General features: G+C 35.7%; 20 protein-coding genes. 1 reads left to right on the top strand and 19 read right to left on the bottom strand.

The window, feature by feature from the left end; genetic code table 11:
- Positions 1–45 precede the first annotated feature (45 nt).
- From Q8X41_RS13055 to metG, 16 genes are all read right to left on the bottom strand, one after another.
- The gene (locus Q8X41_RS13055) at positions 46–273 is read right to left on the bottom strand and encodes an anti-sigma-F factor Fin (protein WP_397536744.1); all 228 of its coding nucleotides are present in this window, start codon (positions 271–273) and stop codon (positions 46–48) included.
- Positions 274–332: 59 nt separating this feature from the next.
- A complete protein-coding gene (gene pth / locus Q8X41_RS13050) occupies positions 333–890 on the bottom strand; it encodes an aminoacyl-tRNA hydrolase (protein WP_397536743.1) in 558 nt (185 codons plus the stop codon).
- A 169-nt stretch (positions 891–1,059) separates the two neighbouring features.
- Positions 1,060–1,659: a 50S ribosomal protein L25/general stress protein Ctc gene (locus tag Q8X41_RS13045; RefSeq protein ID WP_397536742.1), complete on the bottom strand. Its 600-nt coding sequence runs from the start codon at positions 1,657–1,659 to the stop codon at positions 1,060–1,062.
- 174 nt (positions 1,660–1,833) lie between these two features.
- Positions 1,834–2,793 carry a ribose-phosphate diphosphokinase gene (locus Q8X41_RS13040; protein WP_397536741.1) on the bottom strand — a complete coding sequence of 320 codons (960 nt, stop codon included), beginning with the start codon at positions 2,791–2,793 and terminating at the stop codon, positions 1,834–1,836.
- A 23-nt stretch (positions 2,794–2,816) separates the two neighbouring features.
- The gene (gene glmU / locus Q8X41_RS13035) at positions 2,817–4,187 is read right to left on the bottom strand and encodes a bifunctional UDP-N-acetylglucosamine diphosphorylase/glucosamine-1-phosphate N-acetyltransferase GlmU (protein ID WP_397536740.1); all 1,371 of its coding nucleotides are present in this window, start codon (positions 4,185–4,187) and stop codon (positions 2,817–2,819) included.
- A 395-nt stretch (positions 4,188–4,582) separates the two neighbouring features.
- Positions 4,583–4,870 (bottom strand): septation regulator SpoVG, encoded by a 288-nt coding sequence (spoVG, locus tag Q8X41_RS13030; RefSeq protein ID WP_397536739.1) that lies wholly within the window; start codon positions 4,868–4,870, stop codon positions 4,583–4,585.
- Between the two features lie 465 nt (positions 4,871–5,335).
- Positions 5,336–5,707, bottom strand: a complete 372-nt coding sequence (locus Q8X41_RS13025) for a RidA family protein (protein ID WP_397536738.1) — start codon at positions 5,705–5,707, stop codon at positions 5,336–5,338.
- Positions 5,707–6,537, bottom strand: coding sequence for a pur operon repressor (gene purR / locus Q8X41_RS13020; protein ID WP_397536737.1), 831 nt, complete (start codon positions 6,535–6,537; stop codon positions 5,707–5,709). The genes Q8X41_RS13025 and purR overlap by 1 nt, the downstream gene beginning before the upstream one ends.
- 56 nt (positions 6,538–6,593) lie before the next feature.
- Positions 6,594–7,460, bottom strand: a complete 867-nt coding sequence (ispE, locus tag Q8X41_RS13015) for a 4-(cytidine 5'-diphospho)-2-C-methyl-D-erythritol kinase (protein ID WP_397536736.1) — start codon at positions 7,458–7,460, stop codon at positions 6,594–6,596.
- Between the two features lie 229 nt (positions 7,461–7,689).
- Complete coding sequence (locus tag Q8X41_RS13010) at positions 7,690–7,854, bottom strand: small, acid-soluble spore protein, alpha/beta type (RefSeq protein ID WP_397540269.1); 165 nt, start codon at positions 7,852–7,854, stop codon at positions 7,690–7,692.
- A 153-nt stretch (positions 7,855–8,007) separates the two neighbouring features.
- The gene (gene veg / locus Q8X41_RS13005) at positions 8,008–8,271 is read right to left on the bottom strand and encodes a biofilm formation stimulator Veg (protein WP_397536735.1); all 264 of its coding nucleotides are present in this window, start codon (positions 8,269–8,271) and stop codon (positions 8,008–8,010) included.
- Between the two features lie 147 nt (positions 8,272–8,418).
- Positions 8,419–9,300, bottom strand: coding sequence for a 16S rRNA (adenine(1518)-N(6)/adenine(1519)-N(6))-dimethyltransferase RsmA (gene rsmA, locus Q8X41_RS13000; RefSeq protein WP_397536734.1), 882 nt, complete (start codon positions 9,298–9,300; stop codon positions 8,419–8,421).
- On the bottom strand, positions 9,293–9,862 hold the full coding sequence (rnmV, locus tag Q8X41_RS12995) for a ribonuclease M5 (RefSeq protein WP_397536733.1): 570 nt from the start codon (positions 9,860–9,862) through the stop codon (positions 9,293–9,295). Before rnmV ends, rsmA begins: the two co-directional genes overlap by 8 nt.
- 826 nt (positions 9,863–10,688) lie before the next feature.
- Complete coding sequence (locus tag Q8X41_RS12990) at positions 10,689–11,687, bottom strand: 3D domain-containing protein (protein ID WP_397536732.1); 999 nt, start codon at positions 11,685–11,687, stop codon at positions 10,689–10,691.
- A gap of 141 nt (positions 11,688–11,828) precedes the next feature.
- On the bottom strand, positions 11,829–12,599 hold the full coding sequence (locus Q8X41_RS12985; RefSeq protein ID WP_397536731.1) for a TatD family hydrolase: 771 nt from the start codon (positions 12,597–12,599) through the stop codon (positions 11,829–11,831).
- 270 nt (positions 12,600–12,869) lie between these two features.
- Positions 12,870–14,840, bottom strand: a complete 1,971-nt coding sequence (gene metG, locus Q8X41_RS12980) for a methionine--tRNA ligase (protein WP_397536730.1) — start codon at positions 14,838–14,840, stop codon at positions 12,870–12,872.
- A gap of 356 nt (positions 14,841–15,196) precedes the next feature.
- Here metG and Q8X41_RS12975 point away from each other — a divergent pair, with 356 nt between their 5' ends.
- Positions 15,197–15,475, top strand: coding sequence for an AbrB/MazE/SpoVT family DNA-binding domain-containing protein (locus Q8X41_RS12975; protein ID WP_397536729.1), 279 nt, complete (start codon positions 15,197–15,199; stop codon positions 15,473–15,475).
- A 227-nt stretch (positions 15,476–15,702) separates the two neighbouring features.
- Here Q8X41_RS12975 and rsmI read toward each other — a convergent pair whose 3' ends face one another.
- Genes rsmI through Q8X41_RS12960 form a run of 3 tightly spaced genes read right to left on the bottom strand, consistent with a single transcriptional unit; the run spans position 15,703 to position 17,577 of the window.
- Positions 15,703–16,578 (bottom strand): 16S rRNA (cytidine(1402)-2'-O)-methyltransferase, encoded by an 876-nt coding sequence (rsmI, locus tag Q8X41_RS12970; RefSeq protein ID WP_397536728.1) that lies wholly within the window; start codon positions 16,576–16,578, stop codon positions 15,703–15,705.
- Complete coding sequence (locus Q8X41_RS12965) at positions 16,575–16,844, bottom strand: GIY-YIG nuclease family protein (protein WP_397536727.1); 270 nt, start codon at positions 16,842–16,844, stop codon at positions 16,575–16,577. Before Q8X41_RS12965 ends, rsmI begins: the two co-directional genes overlap by 4 nt.
- Positions 16,828–17,577, bottom strand: coding sequence for a tRNA1(Val) (adenine(37)-N6)-methyltransferase (locus Q8X41_RS12960; protein WP_397536726.1), 750 nt, complete (start codon positions 17,575–17,577; stop codon positions 16,828–16,830). Before Q8X41_RS12960 ends, Q8X41_RS12965 begins: the two co-directional genes overlap by 17 nt.
- Positions 17,578–17,639: the final 62 nt, after the last annotated feature.

The raw sequence follows: 17,639 nt of genomic DNA, 5'->3' as shown, positions 1-17,639 counted from the left end.
CAATGTACAGAAAAAGGCCTTGGACGCATAATGCGCCAAAGCGTTTTACTGTAACCAATTTTTTAACGCATAATAATTTGGGAATTTCTTCAGCGAGTCTTCGCAATGTTCGCAAATACTATCTACCGTTGTATCACCATTTTGCTCATGACGGATAAATTCTTTAGCATCTTGTTCATTTAGTTGATGAAGTTTACGAATACTATCTTCAGAATCAAATGGCAATACGCCTATTTCCGTGTTGCAATGACGACATCTGTAACGAATAGCCATAAGCATGCCTCCCTTTATAAAAAGTATAGACAGCTTTGACCTCTTTTATGCTTCAGAAATTAGTTGAAACGATTCATTACTTCTGCAAATGGTTTCTCTAACCAATATTCACAAGCATCTGAAGCACGAGCAAATGATTCTTGCATTAAAGGCTGTTCTTCTTTTGAAAATCTAGAAAGTACATAATCGGGTACTTTCATACCCGCTGGCGGACGACTAATACCGACACGAATACGGTTAAAGTTTTGTGTCCCAATATGTTGAATCAATGACTTAATGCCATTATGACCACCTGCACTACCTTTTTGGCGAAGACGTAATTTACCTTTTTCTAAATCCAAATCATCATAAATAACAACAATATCCTCTACACCGATATCATAGTAATCCATCATCGGGCGAACTGATTCACCGGATAGATTCATATATGTAAGAGGTTTCATCAACATTACTTTACCTTCTGGGCTGTGAGTCATTCCATACATGGCATTAAATTTTTGTTGATTTAATGTAATGCCCCATTTTTCAGCTAAGCAATCAATTGTATCAAATCCCACATTGTGGTGTGTATGTTCATATTCTCTTCCTGGGTTTCCTAGACCAATAATTAGTTTCATATTTGGCATCTTCCTTTTCTAACTAATCCCTGTTATTTTAACATATGCTTTGAAAATTAGAAAAAATAGCGCCCCTAGCTAGAAAGAATAAAAAAACTTACGTCTCAATAAAGAAACGTAAGATACTTTACGATTTTTCAAATTTCGTTTGTAGGATAACATCAATTGATTATACTGCTTTATCTGCATCTGTTACGCTTGACGATTCTAGCTCTATTTCTATCACTGGAACAGAAATTGTCACTAATGTAATACTATCACTTGATGCAATTTTATAATTAACCTGATCTCGGATATCACCAATTGTTAATGTGTCACCAATTGCTAAATTAGAAACATCTACTTCAATGTTTTCTGGAATATCAGAAGGTTTTGTACTTAACTTTAGCATGCGATTTGGCTGTTGTAAAATACCTCCAGCTATTACACCTATGGCTTGCCCCTTTACAATGACAGGAACTTTAACAGTAATTAACGCTGACATGTTAACCTCAAAAAAGTCTAAATGGACAAGCTTGTCTTTTAAAGAGTCTCTTTGTATATCTTTTATCACTGCTTTGATTTCCTTACCTTCAATATCTAGAGTAACAATAGCGTTTTTTCCATCCTTACGTAACATCTTTTCAAACTCTCTAGCATTAATTGCGATTGGTGTTGACTCAGTCTGATAGCCGTATACTACGGCCGGTACAAAACCATTCTTTCTTATGGCTGACATTACAGACCGTTTTCCGACCTCACGTTTTTTTGCATGAACTACAGTAATCATAAATTTTATGTCTCCTTCCAAAAATAAAATAACCACATTACACAATGTGTCCATTTATCTTAAGAATGAAACATTTTAATAACTTTAGATTTATCTAATTACAAGAGTCACTTCTACTTTTATATAAAAAGCTCCACATCTTAAATAGATGTGGAGCTAAACTATTATTAAAAATTAATCAAATAATTTACTTACAGATTTGTTTTCGTAAATACGAACGATTGCATCAGCAAGTAATGTAGCAACTGATAATTCTTTTATTTTTGGTGATTTCTTTTCTTCCGGTAATTGAATTGAGTTTGTAACAACTAATTCTTTTATTACAGAGTTTTCAATACGTTCAATTGCTGGGCCTGATAATACAGGATGTGTGCAGCAAGCGTAGACTTCTTTTGCTCCGCTTTTTACAAGAGCTTCAGCACCAATTGTGATTGTACCTGCTGTATCAATGATATCATCGATTAAGATACAAACTTTCCCATCAACATTACCTACGATATTCATAACTTCTGCCACGTTTGGTTTTGGACGACGTTTATCGATAATAGCGATTGGTGTTTTTAAACGTTCAGCCATTTTACGAGCACGTGTTACGCCACCATGGTCAGGAGATACAACTACAACATCTTCTGGATTGAAGCCTTTTTGTTTGAAGTAATCAGATAACAATGGCACACCCATTAGGTGATCAATTAGAATATCGAAGAAACCTTGGATTTGTGGTGCATGTAAGTCAAGAACAACTACGCGAGTTGCACCAGCAGTTTCTAATAGGTTTGCCACTAATTTTGCCGTAATTGGTTCACGTGAGCGTGCTTTACGGTCTTGACGTGCATAGCCATAATAAGGCATTACTACGTTTACTGTACGTGCAGAGGCACGTTTTACAGCATCAACCATAATAAGTAGTTCCATTAAATTTTCATTTACTGGAGCTGATGTTGACTGAACGATAAATACGTCACAACCACGAATACTTTCCTCAATACTGATTTGAATTTCTCCATCACTGAAGTGTTTTACAGAACTTTTCCCTAATTCTACACCTACTTCTTTAGCGATTGCTGCTGCAAGTGGTTCGTTTGAATTTAGTGAAAAGATTTTTAAATTTGAGTTAGCATATTGATACGGCATGATGGCCTCCTGTTAATTTTTAATTATTTTAAATTTAATTTGTTAACATAGTTTTCTTTGTTTTCTTGTCGAGAACGTCCGATAGCGAGTGCATTGTCTGGAACATCTTCTGTAACAGTTGAGCCAGCAGCGACAAATGATTTTTTGCCTACTGTGACAGGAGCTATTAAATTAGCGTTACATCCAACAAAAGCATGATCTTTAATTACTGTTTGGTATTTATTTTTACCATCATAGTTTACAGTAATTGTGCCACAACCAATATTGACGTCAGTACCTACTGTCGCATCTCCTAAATAAGTTAGGTGTGAGGCTTTACTACCTTCGCCAAGTGTCGTTTTTTTCAATTCTACAAAATTACCAACTTTCGCACGATTGCCCACATTAGATGCTGGACGTATATGCGCAAATGGGCCAATAGCAACGTCATCTCCAATTTGGCTATCTTCGACTACAGAGGAATGCACTGAAGTACGATTACCAATTTGGCTATTCTGAATATGACTATTAGGTCCTATTAAACAATCTTCACCGATGACAGAAGCGCCTTCAATCATCACACCTGGTTGAATAACTGTATCACGACCAATCTTTGTTTCAACGCTAATATATGTGTTTTCAGGGTTAATAATTGTAACCCCATTACGCATATGATTTTCGTTAATACGGTTACGCATGATGTTTTCTGCTTGAGATAAAGCAATTCGATCGTTTACACCAAGTGTTTCGGAAAAGTTTTCTGTAACATATGCTGCTACAACTTCACCTTGTTTTTGCAAAATTTCAATCACATCTGGTAAATAATATTCACCTTGTGCATTATCATTGTTGACTAGTTTCAACGCAGCAAATAATGCCTTGTTATTAAAGCAGTATGTGCCTGTGTTGATTTCGGTTACTTTTTGTTGTTCAGGTGTTGCGTCTTTTTGTTCGACGATTTGAGCTACCTGACCATCATCCCCACGTAAAATACGACCGTAACCTTTAGGGTCTTCGGCTATTGCCGTTAAAATCGTTGCTTTTGCCTGATTTGCCTCGTGATATTCGTATAGCGCTTTCATTGTTTCGGGACGAATCAATGGTGTGTCGCCACAAATCACAATTGTAGTGCCCTCTAAATCACCAAGAAGTGGCTCTGCTTGCTGAACTGCATGAGCTGTCCCTAATTGTTCAGCTTGCAACACATATTCACTTTTATCATTCAATTGCTCTTGAACCCTTTCAGCACCGTGACCAACAACAGTCACAATACGTTCTGTATTCAATTCTTGAATATGGTCTACTACATGTTCAACCATTGGCTTGCCACAAACCGGATGAAGAACTTTATATAATTTGGACTTCATACGCGTGCCTTGGCCGGCAGCCAAAATTACGGCATAAATATTCGTCATTTCGCAAGTCCTCCATTTAAGCAGATTTTCTCTTTAGACTATAAAGCAAATTTAATTAATTTTCAAGAGTTTGTAGCTTGACAAAACAATCACAAAACATTTATTATATAATTTCTTTTCTTTTTTACTAATAAAATTGAAATTTTCCCCTTTTAAGTAATAATAAACAATATCATTTCACTTTTTTATTTTCTCCATTAACTCTATTTTTCTATACATTCCATTTTTTAAATTTATGCTATGAATTTTTTAAAAAATCCCCTGGCAAAGGAGTTCACTCTATCTTCCTTATTGAAATTTAATATAAATTGATTGCTTTCTATATGATTTATAATTTTTAGACATAGAAAAAAGAGCCTGCTTCAACTATTGAATGGCTCCTGTTTCAAGTCTTATTATGCTTTTTCCTCAAGTACTTGCGTTTCTTCCTCACTAGAATCAGCATATGCTGCTAATACAGATTCTTGAATCTTTGATCGTGTGCCCGAATTTATTGGGTGTGCAATATCACGGAACTCACCATCTGGCGTTCTTTTACTTGGCATTGCTACAAACAAGCCAGTATTTCCATCAATGACACGGATATCGTGCACGACGAATTCGTTGTCCAGTGTGATGGAAGCAATGGCACGCATACGGCCATCAGTCTCTACACGGCGAAGTCTCACATCTGTTACTTCCATTTTTTCACCACCTCTCATCTCGATGCTTAATTAGAATCTATTTACATATATTCAAGAAAAGTATAACTATTTCCTTCTTAATTTTAAACAATTTTTTCAAAATTTAAAAAATAATTTTCATTTTTATAGAGAAAATTTTACAAAACAGACACTTTGGACGAGCAGTCTCTACTTTATTTCTATCTAGCAGCTCGATATAAGTCACTTTATCTTCTTGTTCATCAATTAGATAGACACTTTCGATTCGTGCCTCAAAGTAGTGATGATGGCTTAAAAAGCGCATTCTAATTTAAAACTAAACTTTATTAATAGCTACTGTTCACTTTTTATCCAAAGTGCATGCACAATAACTATCAACATTTATATTTACCAGCGCATAAATAAAAAACAAGCCACTTATAGTGACTTGCCTTTTTGTTTATAGATTTCTACTCAAATAGATTTTCAAGAGATCTAACAAAAGAATTAAATTAGTGCAATTACTTCAATTTCTACTTTTGCGTCTTTTGGTAATCTAGCAACTTCTACTGTTGTGCGCGCTGGTTTATGCGTACCAAAGTGTTTAGCATATTCATCGTTCATTGCTGCGAAATCTTCCATATCTGCAATAAAAACAGTTGTTTTTACAACTTTATCTAAAGAAGAGCCTGCTTCTGCTAGAACAGCTTTAAGATTTTCAAAAACTTGGTTTGTTTGTTCTGTGATATCTCCATCTACAAACTCACCTGATGGTGTTAAAGGGATTTGTCCTGAACTATAAAAAAGATTGTTAACAATCATGCCTTGAACGTATGGTCCAATTGCTGCTGGTGCATTTTTTGTTGCTACTTCATTCATTACTTATTTCCACCCTTCTCAAAATAGTTTCCTTCACATAAAGCAATAGTACGATCTTTTTCATTTACTTCTTTTAATTTAATTAATGAATAATAATTATCCACTAAACGCTCATCGGGATGTTCAGCCTCTACTAACACAGCAACACCTGCTAAAGTACAGTCGAACTCTTCCAATAAATTTTTCATTCCATTCATTGTACCCCCGACCTTCATAAAGTCATCGGTGATCAGTACACGTTGGCCACTTTTCATACTACGCTTTGATAAAACCATCGTTTGTATACGGCGTGATGAGCCAGATACATAATTAATACTCACTGTAGAACCTTCTGTTACTTTGTTGTCACGACGCACAACAACAACTGGTACATTTAAGTGTCTAGCAATCGCATGAGCAATTGAAATCCCTTTTGTTGCTACTGTCATAATGACATCTATTTCTTGATTGCAAAAAGCAGAGGCAAATACTTTACCTACACGATTTATCAGTTCTGGATTCCCCAATAAATCAGTCATAAATAAATATCCACCTGGTAATAAACGATCGGAATGACTTAATTCTTTTATCAACTCTTGTATTACGTCTTTTACCGCTGCATCAGGTACTTTGGGAATATATTTAACACCCCCTGCAGCTCCTGGGACCGTCATTAGAAGGCCAATCCCTCTTTCCTCAAATGTATCTTTAACAATCGACAAATCTTCACTAATTGAAGATTTTGCAGATTGATACAATTCTGCGAAAAATGTAAGGGGGATTAACTGCTGTGGATGCTCCATTAAATAATGCGTCATATCAACGAGACGCTCACTACGCTTCCATTTCATAAAATCCTCTCCTGAACACGAATGTTTTATACAAAAAATACCACAATTATACGCATTTAAGCAAGAATATCTCTTTCGCCTAGCATACGTACTGCATATACTTCATCACAAAAGCCTCTAAGACCATTTACAATACGACTAACACGTGCTTTGTTTTGCACAAGTCCAAAAACCGTCGGTCCACTACCGCTCATCAATACAGCATCCGCCCCAAATCGGCTCATTTGTTCTTTAATTACTGCTACTTCTGGATGTAGCTTTAGTGTAACACTCTCTAATACGTTACTAACCGTATCACATACGAGCTCATAATCTTTGCTTTCAATAGCTTGTCTCATTTGCATTGTATTTGGATGTTCAACTCCATCAATATTCAAGCCGCCATAAACCGCGGCTGTTGAGACACCAATTGTTGGCTTTGCTAGAACTACCCAACAGCTAGGCGGAGTGGCAATATGTTCGATTTTTTCACCGCGTCCTCTAGCAATTGCTGTTCCTCCATAGACACAAAAAGAAACATCTGAACCTATTTTAGCGCCTAGCTCTGCTAATTCATCGATTGATAGATTAAGATTCCACAATATATTAAGACCTTTTAATGTTGCTGCTGCGTCGCTACTACCACCAGCTAAACCAGCCGCTACAGGAATTTGCTTATCAATAGTAATAGATACACCATCTTTAATGTTATATGTATCTTGCAGTAACTTTGCTGCTTGATATGCTAGATTTCGTTGATCATCAGGAACAAAATTACTGCTGGAATGAATTAGTATTTGTCCATTATTAAGATTTTTCAAACCCACACGATCGGCTAAATCAACCGTCGTCATGACCATTTCAACTTCATGAAAACCATCTGGACGTTTATATAGTACATCAAGAGTTAAATTAATTTTGGCAGGTGCTTTTACATAAAGCATACCTCCGCCTCCTCCCTAAAAATATAAAAAAGAAGATGTCTATCTCCGTTCTTTATTCACTGAGTTCTATTCTACCACAGGAAAAGAAAGTTGAAACATTTCGTACGCTATCTATAAAAGCTTTCCCATCTATTATTATTCATAAACAAAAAACAGCTCTCCCCTATAAGTTTAGGGGGAGCTACTTTTTGTCAGTACGCTTTTTGTTATTTACTTGGTTTAGATTACTCTATTTTTGGCCTTCTTCCATCGCTTGTTGGCGTTCTGCCATTTCAATTGCTTTCTTCACCATGTTCCCGGCATCTCGTGATTTGATTCCGCCCCAGCCCTCACGTTCTACAGTATCGTAAAAGCCTAATTCTTTTGCGATTTCAACTTTCAAACGATCAGACATAATTGACTTTCTCGCCAAACGAAATTCCTCCTTTAACGACTGACTATGATAGTATGTCCTCGAAAATAAAAAACACTCATAAAGCATTCTTTTAAAAGATAAAGAATGCTCTACAAGTGTCCGAACAAAATATTCGATTATAATAACACTTACTTATTTGGCTGCAGCAACTTTAGTTGCCTCGTCATCAAACGTAATCTCTACTGCTTCTGTTAAAATATCTGTGTAGCTGTAAGACACACGCTCAAAAGCGTTTTCGTCTTGATCAAGATCAACTACAAATACTGCGCGATATGTTTCACGTAATATTCCAGCGCGCTCAATCGTTTTCTTGCGACCACCGTTTGCTTTCAATTGCAAACGTCTACCCAAATGACAATCTAACGACTTTTTAATGTCGGCTAAAGTTTTTGGCATTTTCGCTTACACCTCACTATAAACCAGTATACATAATTAAGCCATTTTTGTCAACACAAAAATTATATTTTAACAATCCAAGAAAGCGATGTCAATCACTTTTTTATATAAAACCTATATTTTTCAATTATTATACTAATATATGGATTATCTCTTGAAATATGGATGTAGGGCATCTGCCAATTGTCCAAACTCTAAAATGGATAAAGTTTCGCCTCTTCTTGTTGGGTCAATACCTACTTCTTCTAAAGCTGATAGTATTTGTTCTTTCTTTTCTTTACCATTTGGCAATTGTGATTGTAAATTATTTAATATTGTTTTACGTCGTTGTGCAAATGAACTACGAGTAACTTCAAATAAAAATGATTCGTCTATTACTTTCACAGGTGGCTCTGCATGACGTGTTAAGCGCAATACAGCCGAGTCAACATTTGGCTGCGGCATAAATACTGTTTTTGGTACAGTCATAACTACTTCTGCCTTCATATAATACTGCACTGCGATGGACAAGGAACCATATGCCTTTGTGCTAGGTACTGCTGAAATACGATCTGCTACTTCTTTTTGCATCATGACAACCATTCCACGAATCGGCAAGTTTTCCATTAATAGCTTTAAAAGGATTGGTGTTGTCACATAATAGGGTAGGTTTGCTACGACCATTATATCTTTATAATCAGCCAATTCCTCTTTAATAATATTCACTACATCTGCCTTTAGAACATCTGAATGTACAATTTTCACGTTGTCATATGGACTTAGTGTATCTTCTAATACTGGCAATAATCGTTGATCAATTTCAAATGACACGACTTTTCCAGCTTCACGTGCTAAATGTTCCGTCAATGCGCCAATGCCAGGACCAACTTCGATAGCAGCGCTTTCTTTTGTTAAGTCTGCATAACTTACGATGTTACGTAAAATGTTAGGATCAATTAAAAAATTTTGTCCTAGACTTTTTTTAAATGAAAAACCATATTTTTTTAAAATTTCTTGCGTGCGTAAAGGTGTTGCAATATCTTTATGCATGTTGTTCCTCCTGATTCATTTGTGCAATTGCTTTTCCAAATTGCTCTTCTGTAATTTGAAACATCTTTAATCTTTTTACGAGTTGTTTACCATTTGTAGAACCAATATTCAAAAGCTCACCTAATCGTTCACGACGTCTTTTTGCATCAGGATGAGATAATAATTTTGCTGCAATTAAATCATCTAAAGTAATTGTACATGTTATTTCTTGTCCTGCTTCTTGTGGAGTATAAACTTTTGATAATGCATAACGAATATCTTCATCCTTAGCATGTTCGATTCCTAAGCCCTTACCATTTTTGGCAATTGTTTTTTTCTTTGGTAAAAATGCATGCTTCACTCCTGCTATACGCGCTTCGATAATAGCTCGAATACGGCGACCTGGATAATCAGGATCTGTAAATACAATAACACCTCTTACATCTTGAGCATGTTGAATGTTACGTAATGTTTCTTCTGAGATCGCTGAACCATTCGTCTCAATCGTATCTGCATTTACAGCGCGCTTAATCGCTGTCGTATCATCTTTTCCTTCAACGACAATAATTTCTTTTATATCCACGGATATCAAATCCTCTTTTCTAAAAAGTTCCTTTGAACATTTTACTTCGATTCTACACTTATTGTACAGTAACGGAGAGAAAATTAGACATTGTAATGTCTTTCGAATCTGAATGAGTATCTTCAGCACTTGTAGGCGCTAAACAGGTCGTCTCCGCTTTTATTCTTATCTAGCTACAGCGCTAGCCTTTCGAGTCAAATAACCTCCCGCTGTCAGGCATAAAGCTCCTTTTCTAGTGAAGAACATTTGAACAACAAAGCTGGTCTAGCAACCTTCGCTTTTAAAATTAGGACTTGTTTAACAATACTGTTAATATTCCATCAGTATCGCTACAAGCTTACGATTTCCTCGGGCAAACCTACACGCCTCTTCATCGCCTAAGCTTGAGGCCAATGAAAAAGTGTAGTAACACAAATACTTATAATATATATCTGCTATTGAATGAAGTGAAATAACTCTGCTTTCCGTGGGCGAACCGACAAGCATCATCGCTTCGCACGTAGGCTCATCTAGCTCGTTTCCTCATCCGTTAATCCCACTTCAACGAAGATAGATATATCAATTTTCTATTATAAATTTACATATATTTTTACTTTTTCAGTGCCCTTCCTACGCTCACTTGCAAGGTCTCGTCTGGCTTGCTTTCCTGCAGGAATTTGAAAAATGAACCCTACTGAATAGCATCACACGAAAGAAATACGAATGCATTTTCAAGGAATCGCCGCCTCCTTTCGCCCAAGTAGATTCGTTAAAAAACAATATCACACAACAGAGCATAAAATTAAAAAGCTTTCCTCTCCGGCATGGAAAAGAAAGCTTTCGTTTTTTATTTTTGAATTGTAACTTTTACTGTACGTCTTCCCCAATTATAGGCTTGTTTTTTTGATGGCATAAAGACATCAATTTTATGACCTTTAATTGCACCGCCAGTATCACCTGCAATAGCTAGTCCATAACCATTTACATAAACCATTTTTCGTAATGGTATTACTTTTGGATCTACTGCAATTACTTTTTTATATGGATTCTTGCGTAGATTGATACCTGTTGTTGTCTTACCTGAGCAGCCATTACAATATGCCGTATACGCAGTAGATGTTACATACATAGACTTACCATCAAGAGAATTTGATACCTTTTTAATACCTGATCTCAAATAAACTTTTGACACATAGCCTGTTTTGCCACCATACGATACTTTGTACCATGAACCTTTACGTCCTTTATACGTAACATTCTTGCCCTTTGGTATTACTTTAATAACTTTATACTTTGTTCCAGGACCTTTACGCATATTTAAGGTACCTGTTGTATGATACTTTTTAGGGTTACTTACTAGTGTAATCTCTTTGTTAGAATTTTCATTTGCAGAATCATGAGAGTCTTCCACTACATCGATGGCTTTTTCTACTCGAACGTCAGATGCGGTAGTGTCATTTGCATTTTGCGTATTCTCAGTGTCTAGAAGTTCGCTATTTTCTCCTGACTCAACTGCGGGTTGCTTTAAAAAGTCAGCGACCGTAGTCGAAGTTGCTCTTGCTAGTTCCTTGTATGTCTTATTTCCCTGTTCCTGTTCATACGAATTATTCGTATTCAATGAGGTTGGTATTGCAAAATTGTTAGTATGTAATTTACTAACTGTATTTTTTGTTAATAGTTTTTCTTGTTGTGTACCGTTTGCCTCAGCATTGACGGTTTTAAAAGTAGCACCAAATAAAGTAGCTACTACAACAGCAAATGTTAGCATGAATGCTCCGATATTCCATACTCTTTGCTGATTCCTCAATGACTTTAAGAACAGTTTTTTCATGGAATTATTTGGCATGAAAAACGCCTCCTTATCACTCGTTGGATTATATAGACTCTTTTTTTGACTGTCAACAGATAAGTTTTTTACAAATATTTTACAAAAGAGTTAGGGATCCTGCTTTGAATGTGGGAGACGTTTGTTTATTTCGCTCTTTTTTTAAGCTTGAATTTTGAAAAAGTTATGCGCATTTTCAGTTGTTTTTTGAGCTACTTCTTCAACAGGTAAACCTTTTAATCGCGCGATTTCCTCAGCGACTAATGGAACTAATGAAGGCTCGTTTCTCTTACCGCGATATGGATGCGGTGCAAGGTACGGAGCATCTGTTTCAATCATCAAATATTGTAAAGGAATTGCCGTTGCTACTTCTTTTGGTTTTTTTGCATTTTTGAATGTAACAGGGCCACCTAAACTAATCATAAAATTCATCTTGATACATACTTCGGCGGTTTCAACACTCCCGCTAAAACAATGCATCACACCGCCAACTTCTTCAGCGTGTTCTTCTTGTAAAATCCGAACACAATCTTCAGTTGCTTCACGATTATGGATCACAATTGGTAAATTTACTCGTTTTGCTAGATGAATTTGTTTACGCAATAATTCTTGTTGAACATCTTTTGGTGATTTATCCCAGTAATAATCGAGCCCAGTTTCACCAATCGCAACAACTTTTGGATGTGCTGCTAACTTTTCAATCCATAGCAAATCTTCTTCTGTACAATCAATGGCATCGACTGGGTGCCAACCAATTGCTGCATATAGAAATTCGTATTTATCGATTAACTCCATAGCGCGAATAATAGTTGGTTGATCAAATCCAACAACGACCATTTCTTTTACATCCGCAGCTAATGCGCGATTGATCACTTCTTGTAAATCATCTTCATATTGTTCAGCATTCAAATGTACATGCGTATCTATAAACATATTCATTCTCCTCACATGATTTTCATTTTAGCTAAATAAACCATTTCACAGTTCACAGCTAAGTTACATTTTAATTACAAATATTTCATTTTGAATTATACTTAATACCTAAGAACTAGTCGTTCGTTATGGCGAAGTGATTCATTCTACTCATTTATGAAGGTCGAATATATTAATTACCTATCAAAAAATGTCATATTATTGAATCGATAGATACAAAAACCTGCTGTTTATCACCAGCAGGTTTTTGTAATGGATAGATTGGATAAATTATTTAACTTTGGCACCATTCTCTAATTTTTCATCAACCGTTGCTAAAGTTAAAATATTATTTTTACTACCAGCTAATATCATTCCTTGAGATAGTTCACCACGAAGCTTTACAGGCTTTAAGTTTGCAATAACAATTACTTTACGTCCTACTAATTCTTCTGGTTTATAATGTTCGGCAATACCTGACACAACTTGACGTTGTTCATATCCCAAATCTAATTGTAGTTTTAATAATTTATCAGCTTTTGGCATTTTGTCACAAGCTGTAACTGTTGCCACTCGTAAATCAACTTTCATGAAATCATCTATAGTAATTTCAGGAACTTCGTCTTGAGAAGCTTCTTTCTTCTCTTCTTTTTTTGGTTCTTCGACAGTTTTTACTGATCCTCGCATTTGATCTCGAATATAAGTTACTTCTTCCTCAGTGTCTAAACGAGGGAAAATAGGAACACCTTTGTCGATTACCTTTGTACCTGCAGGTATAACATTTTCTTCATTTAGGGAATCCCATATAAGTATATCTTTTGATAACCCAAGTTGACGCACAATTTCCTTTGGTGCATTTGTCATAAATGGTTGCAACATGACTGCTACACGACGTAGGTTTTCAGCTAAGTTATACATAACAGTTGCAAGTTGACTAGTGAGTGCTTCATCTTTTGCAAGTACCCATGGTTGTGTTTCATCTATATATTTATTTGTACGAGAAACTAATGCCCATACGTCTGCTAATACAACACTAAATTGCATTTTCTCCATATCTGCTTCGTATTTAGCTTGCGTTTCTTTTGCTTGTGCACTAAGAGCATTATCAAATTCTGTAGGTTCTAATCCTTCAGTTGGAATTATCCCATCAAAATATTTATTCATCATCGATACAGTACGATTTAACAAATTACCAAGGTCATTAGCAAGGTCGAAATTAGTACGTTCGACAAATGATTCTGGTGAGAATACACCATCTTGACCAAATGGTAATTCACGTAATAAGAAGTATCGTGTTGCATCTAAGCCATAGCGTTCAATTAGCATTTCAGGATATACAACATTTCCTTTTGATTTTGACATTTTGCCATCTTTCATCATAATGAAGCCATGAGCGAATACTTTTTTAGGAAGTGGTAAATCTAAAGCCATCAAGAAAATTGGCCAATAGATTGTATGGAATCTCACAATGTCCTTACCGACTACATGAACATCTGCTGGCCAGTATTTTTTGTAGTCTTCGTCATGATCTGTGTCATAACCTAATGTTGTTAGATAGTTCGTTAAAGCATCAACCCAAACATAAATAACATGCTTTGGATCTCCAGGAACACGAATACCCCAGTCAAAAGAAGTACGAGATACAGAAAGATCTTCTAATCCTGGTTTAATGAAATTGTTTATCATTTCATTTTTGCGAGATTCCGGTTCAATGAATCCAGGATTTTCTTCATAATATTTTAAAAGACGATCTGCGTATTTCTTCATATTAAAGAAGTAAGATTCTTCTTTTACACGATGAACAGGACGGCCACAATCAGGACAATTACCATTGTCTAGTTGTGTATCAGTAAAGAAAGATTCACACGGTGTACAATACCAACCTTCATATTCACCCTTGTAAATGTCGCCGTTATCTAAGAATCTTTTGAAAATTTTCTCTACAGCTTTAGTATGGCGCTCTTCTGTTGTTTGGATGAAGTCATCATAAGAGATGTCCATTAGCTTCCAAAGTTTTTTCGCAGCAGCTGCAATTTCATCAACATATTCTTTCGGATTTTTATTTGCTTCCTCGGCTTTTTCTTGAATCTTTTGGCCATGTTCATCCATACCTGTTTGGAATCGAACATCAAAACCTCGTAATCGTTTGTAACGCGCCATTGTGTCTGCAGCTACAGTTGTGTACGCGGTACCAATATGAAATTTACCACTTGGGTAGTAAATTGGTGTTGTAATATAGAATGTTTTCTTTTCATTCGTCACGAAAACTTCCTCCAGTGCTATACAGTATACTTCCTATTCTATCGGAGTACGAAAAACCTTTCAATTAAAGTTTACTCAACTCAATTTTGTCTAATTTTGTCGAATAATATTTACAGACAAATCTATCCTAATTTTTAAGCAAAATAACGTATAAAAGTACAATAATTGTTTAAAATAAAATAAACTAATATGATTAATCTCCTTAAAGAACGGAAATATTTTGAAAAAGTGTTTAAAATACAGTCAAAAATAATTGACGTATATGTCATTAGTTGGTATGATATAGGACAGACACAGAGTTTATGTCGAATTTTGACGAAAAATAATATTAAGAAAATATAGGAGGAACTCTCGTTATGAAATCTACTGGTATTGTACGTAAAGTTGATGAACTTGGTCGCGTGGTAATTCCAATTGAACTCCGCCGTACTTTAGGTATCGCAGAAAAAGATGCTTTAGAAATTTATGTGGATGATGATAAAATCATCTTAAAAAAATATATGCCTAATATGACTTGTGCTGTAACTGGTGAAGTATCTGATGATAACTTCCGTTTAGCTGGCGGTAACTTAATCCTTAGCCCAGAAGGTGCACAAATCCTTATTAAAGAAATCCAAGGTAAATTAAACAAATAATTTCTTGGACAAATCAATTCGATCAACAAGATATACAAAAGTGAAATAATTTACTTAATTACCTTACCTTGTTTTCAAATGTGATTTTTATATATCAAAAAACCCATCCGAAATATTCGCCATTTCGGATGGGCTTTTTATTTATCTGATTACAACTTATAGAAACTTAACAGGCGACTTCCAATTCGAAATCTTTTACAAATTGAATCTGAATGAGCCGTCTACCTTTAGCTTTCAATATGATATTGTTGGTAAACATCTCTCTTTGCCAAATTACGAACTTTAGCTACTTCTTTAATCGCTTCTTTTGAAGATATCTTTTGATGCTCAATGAGCTGATCGACATGTTCTACAATAGATAGTTGATCCCACCAATTTTCTTCATCGTCATCTTCTTCGTTTAGATTACCTTCAACAACTATACAAAATTCCCCTCGTATTTCATTGCTATTCGCCCATTCAATTGCCTCGTCTAAAGTTCCACGCAAAAATTCTTCAAATTTCTTTGTTAATTCACGAGCCATAACGATCCGACGATTACCAAATATCGCTTGCATATCCTTCAGTGTATCCTTTAAGCGATGGGGTGCTTCGTAAAATAAAATGGTTTCGTGACGCTTTTTCAATAACTCCAACGAATCTCTACGGTCTTTTTTATAACGACTCAAAAATCCATAAAAAAAGAATGGTTGAGGTACAAGACCAGAAGCGATTAAAGCTGTAATAGCCGCATTTGCACCTGGTACAGGAACAACTGCAAAGTCTTCTTCAATAGCTTTAGCCGCAATATCTGCCCCAGGGTCTGAAATACAAGGCAATCCAGCATCACTGACAAGCGCTACTGTTTTCCCCTCACGCAAAAATTGAAGTAACTTTTCACCACCTTGTTCTTGGTTATGATCATGATAACTTATCAATGGCGTCTCTATTTCGAAGTAATTACAGAGTTTTTTCGTATTTCGTGTATCCTCTGCTGCAATAATATCTGCTTCTTTTAATATACGGATTGCACGCATTGTCATATCTTCCAAATTACCAATTGGCGTTGCTACTAAATATAAGCAACCCCTATCCTCATGCATTGAGCTTTTTTGTGATTTCACTTTCCCTCACTCCTTGTTGCAATATAGTTCATCTTTTGTTGTCTTGTTAGTTGTTTAAAATGATATTCAGCACTCATAGCATCATGCTTTGTTTCAAATGTTTCAAAATAAATGCATCGTACGGGTCTACGTGCTCTTGTATATTTTGCACCCTTACCAGAATTGTGTACAGCAACACGTCTCTCCAAATCATTTGTATATCCTGTATAGTACGTACCATCTAAACATTCTAAAACATACATGATATGATTATTGACTGTCGCCATATAGCATTTCTCTCACTTCAGCAGTATATTCATCATCTGCTCCGTATACATATAATGGAGGCAAAATTTTCAAATCAGGTTTTCCATCTTTAATTCCTTCTATTAATAATGTATTTGCTTCTTTGCCTTCCTTAGGATAGACAAAGCGGATTCGTTTTGGTTCTAAACGATGTGCACGCATTGCCGTAACGATATCGAGTAATCTCCCTGGTCTATGGACAAAGGCTGCTTTGCCACCTTGCTTCAAAAGCTTACTAGCTGAATATATCATTTCATCTAATTTTAAATAAATCTCATGTCTAGCAATAGCCACATGTTCTTTTAAGTTCTTTTCACTTGCTTCATTCGCTGGAAAGTATGGAGGATTACATGTTACCACATCATATTTTTCAATTCCTAACACTGGAGCAATTTTGCGAACATCACCTTGCATAATCGTAATTTGCTCTTGTAATTTGTTATATCGCACACTTCTCTCTGCCATATCAACGAGTCGGCTTTGTAACTCGACGGCTGTAATCTGCCCTTTCGTACGTGCACTCAAAAATAACGGAATTGCTCCATTTCCTGCACATAAATCAACGAGATTTCCCTTTTGATACGGGACACTCACAAACTTAGACAATAAAACGGCATCCAATGAAAATGAAAAAACAGATGGACTTTGAATAATACGTAAATTCTCTGCTAATAAATAATCCATTCTTTCATCTTCCTTCAACCATTGTTCCATTTTTTTCCCTCCAACATAACAAAAGACTGACAACCACTACATGAAGCGGGATCAGTCTTCTT

The sequence above is a fragment of the Rummeliibacillus pycnus genome (assembly GCF_044359855.1).
Lineage (GTDB): Bacteria > Bacillota > Bacilli > Bacillales_A > Planococcaceae > Rummeliibacillus > Rummeliibacillus pycnus_A.
This window is presented reverse-complemented; position numbering and strand designations above follow the sequence as displayed.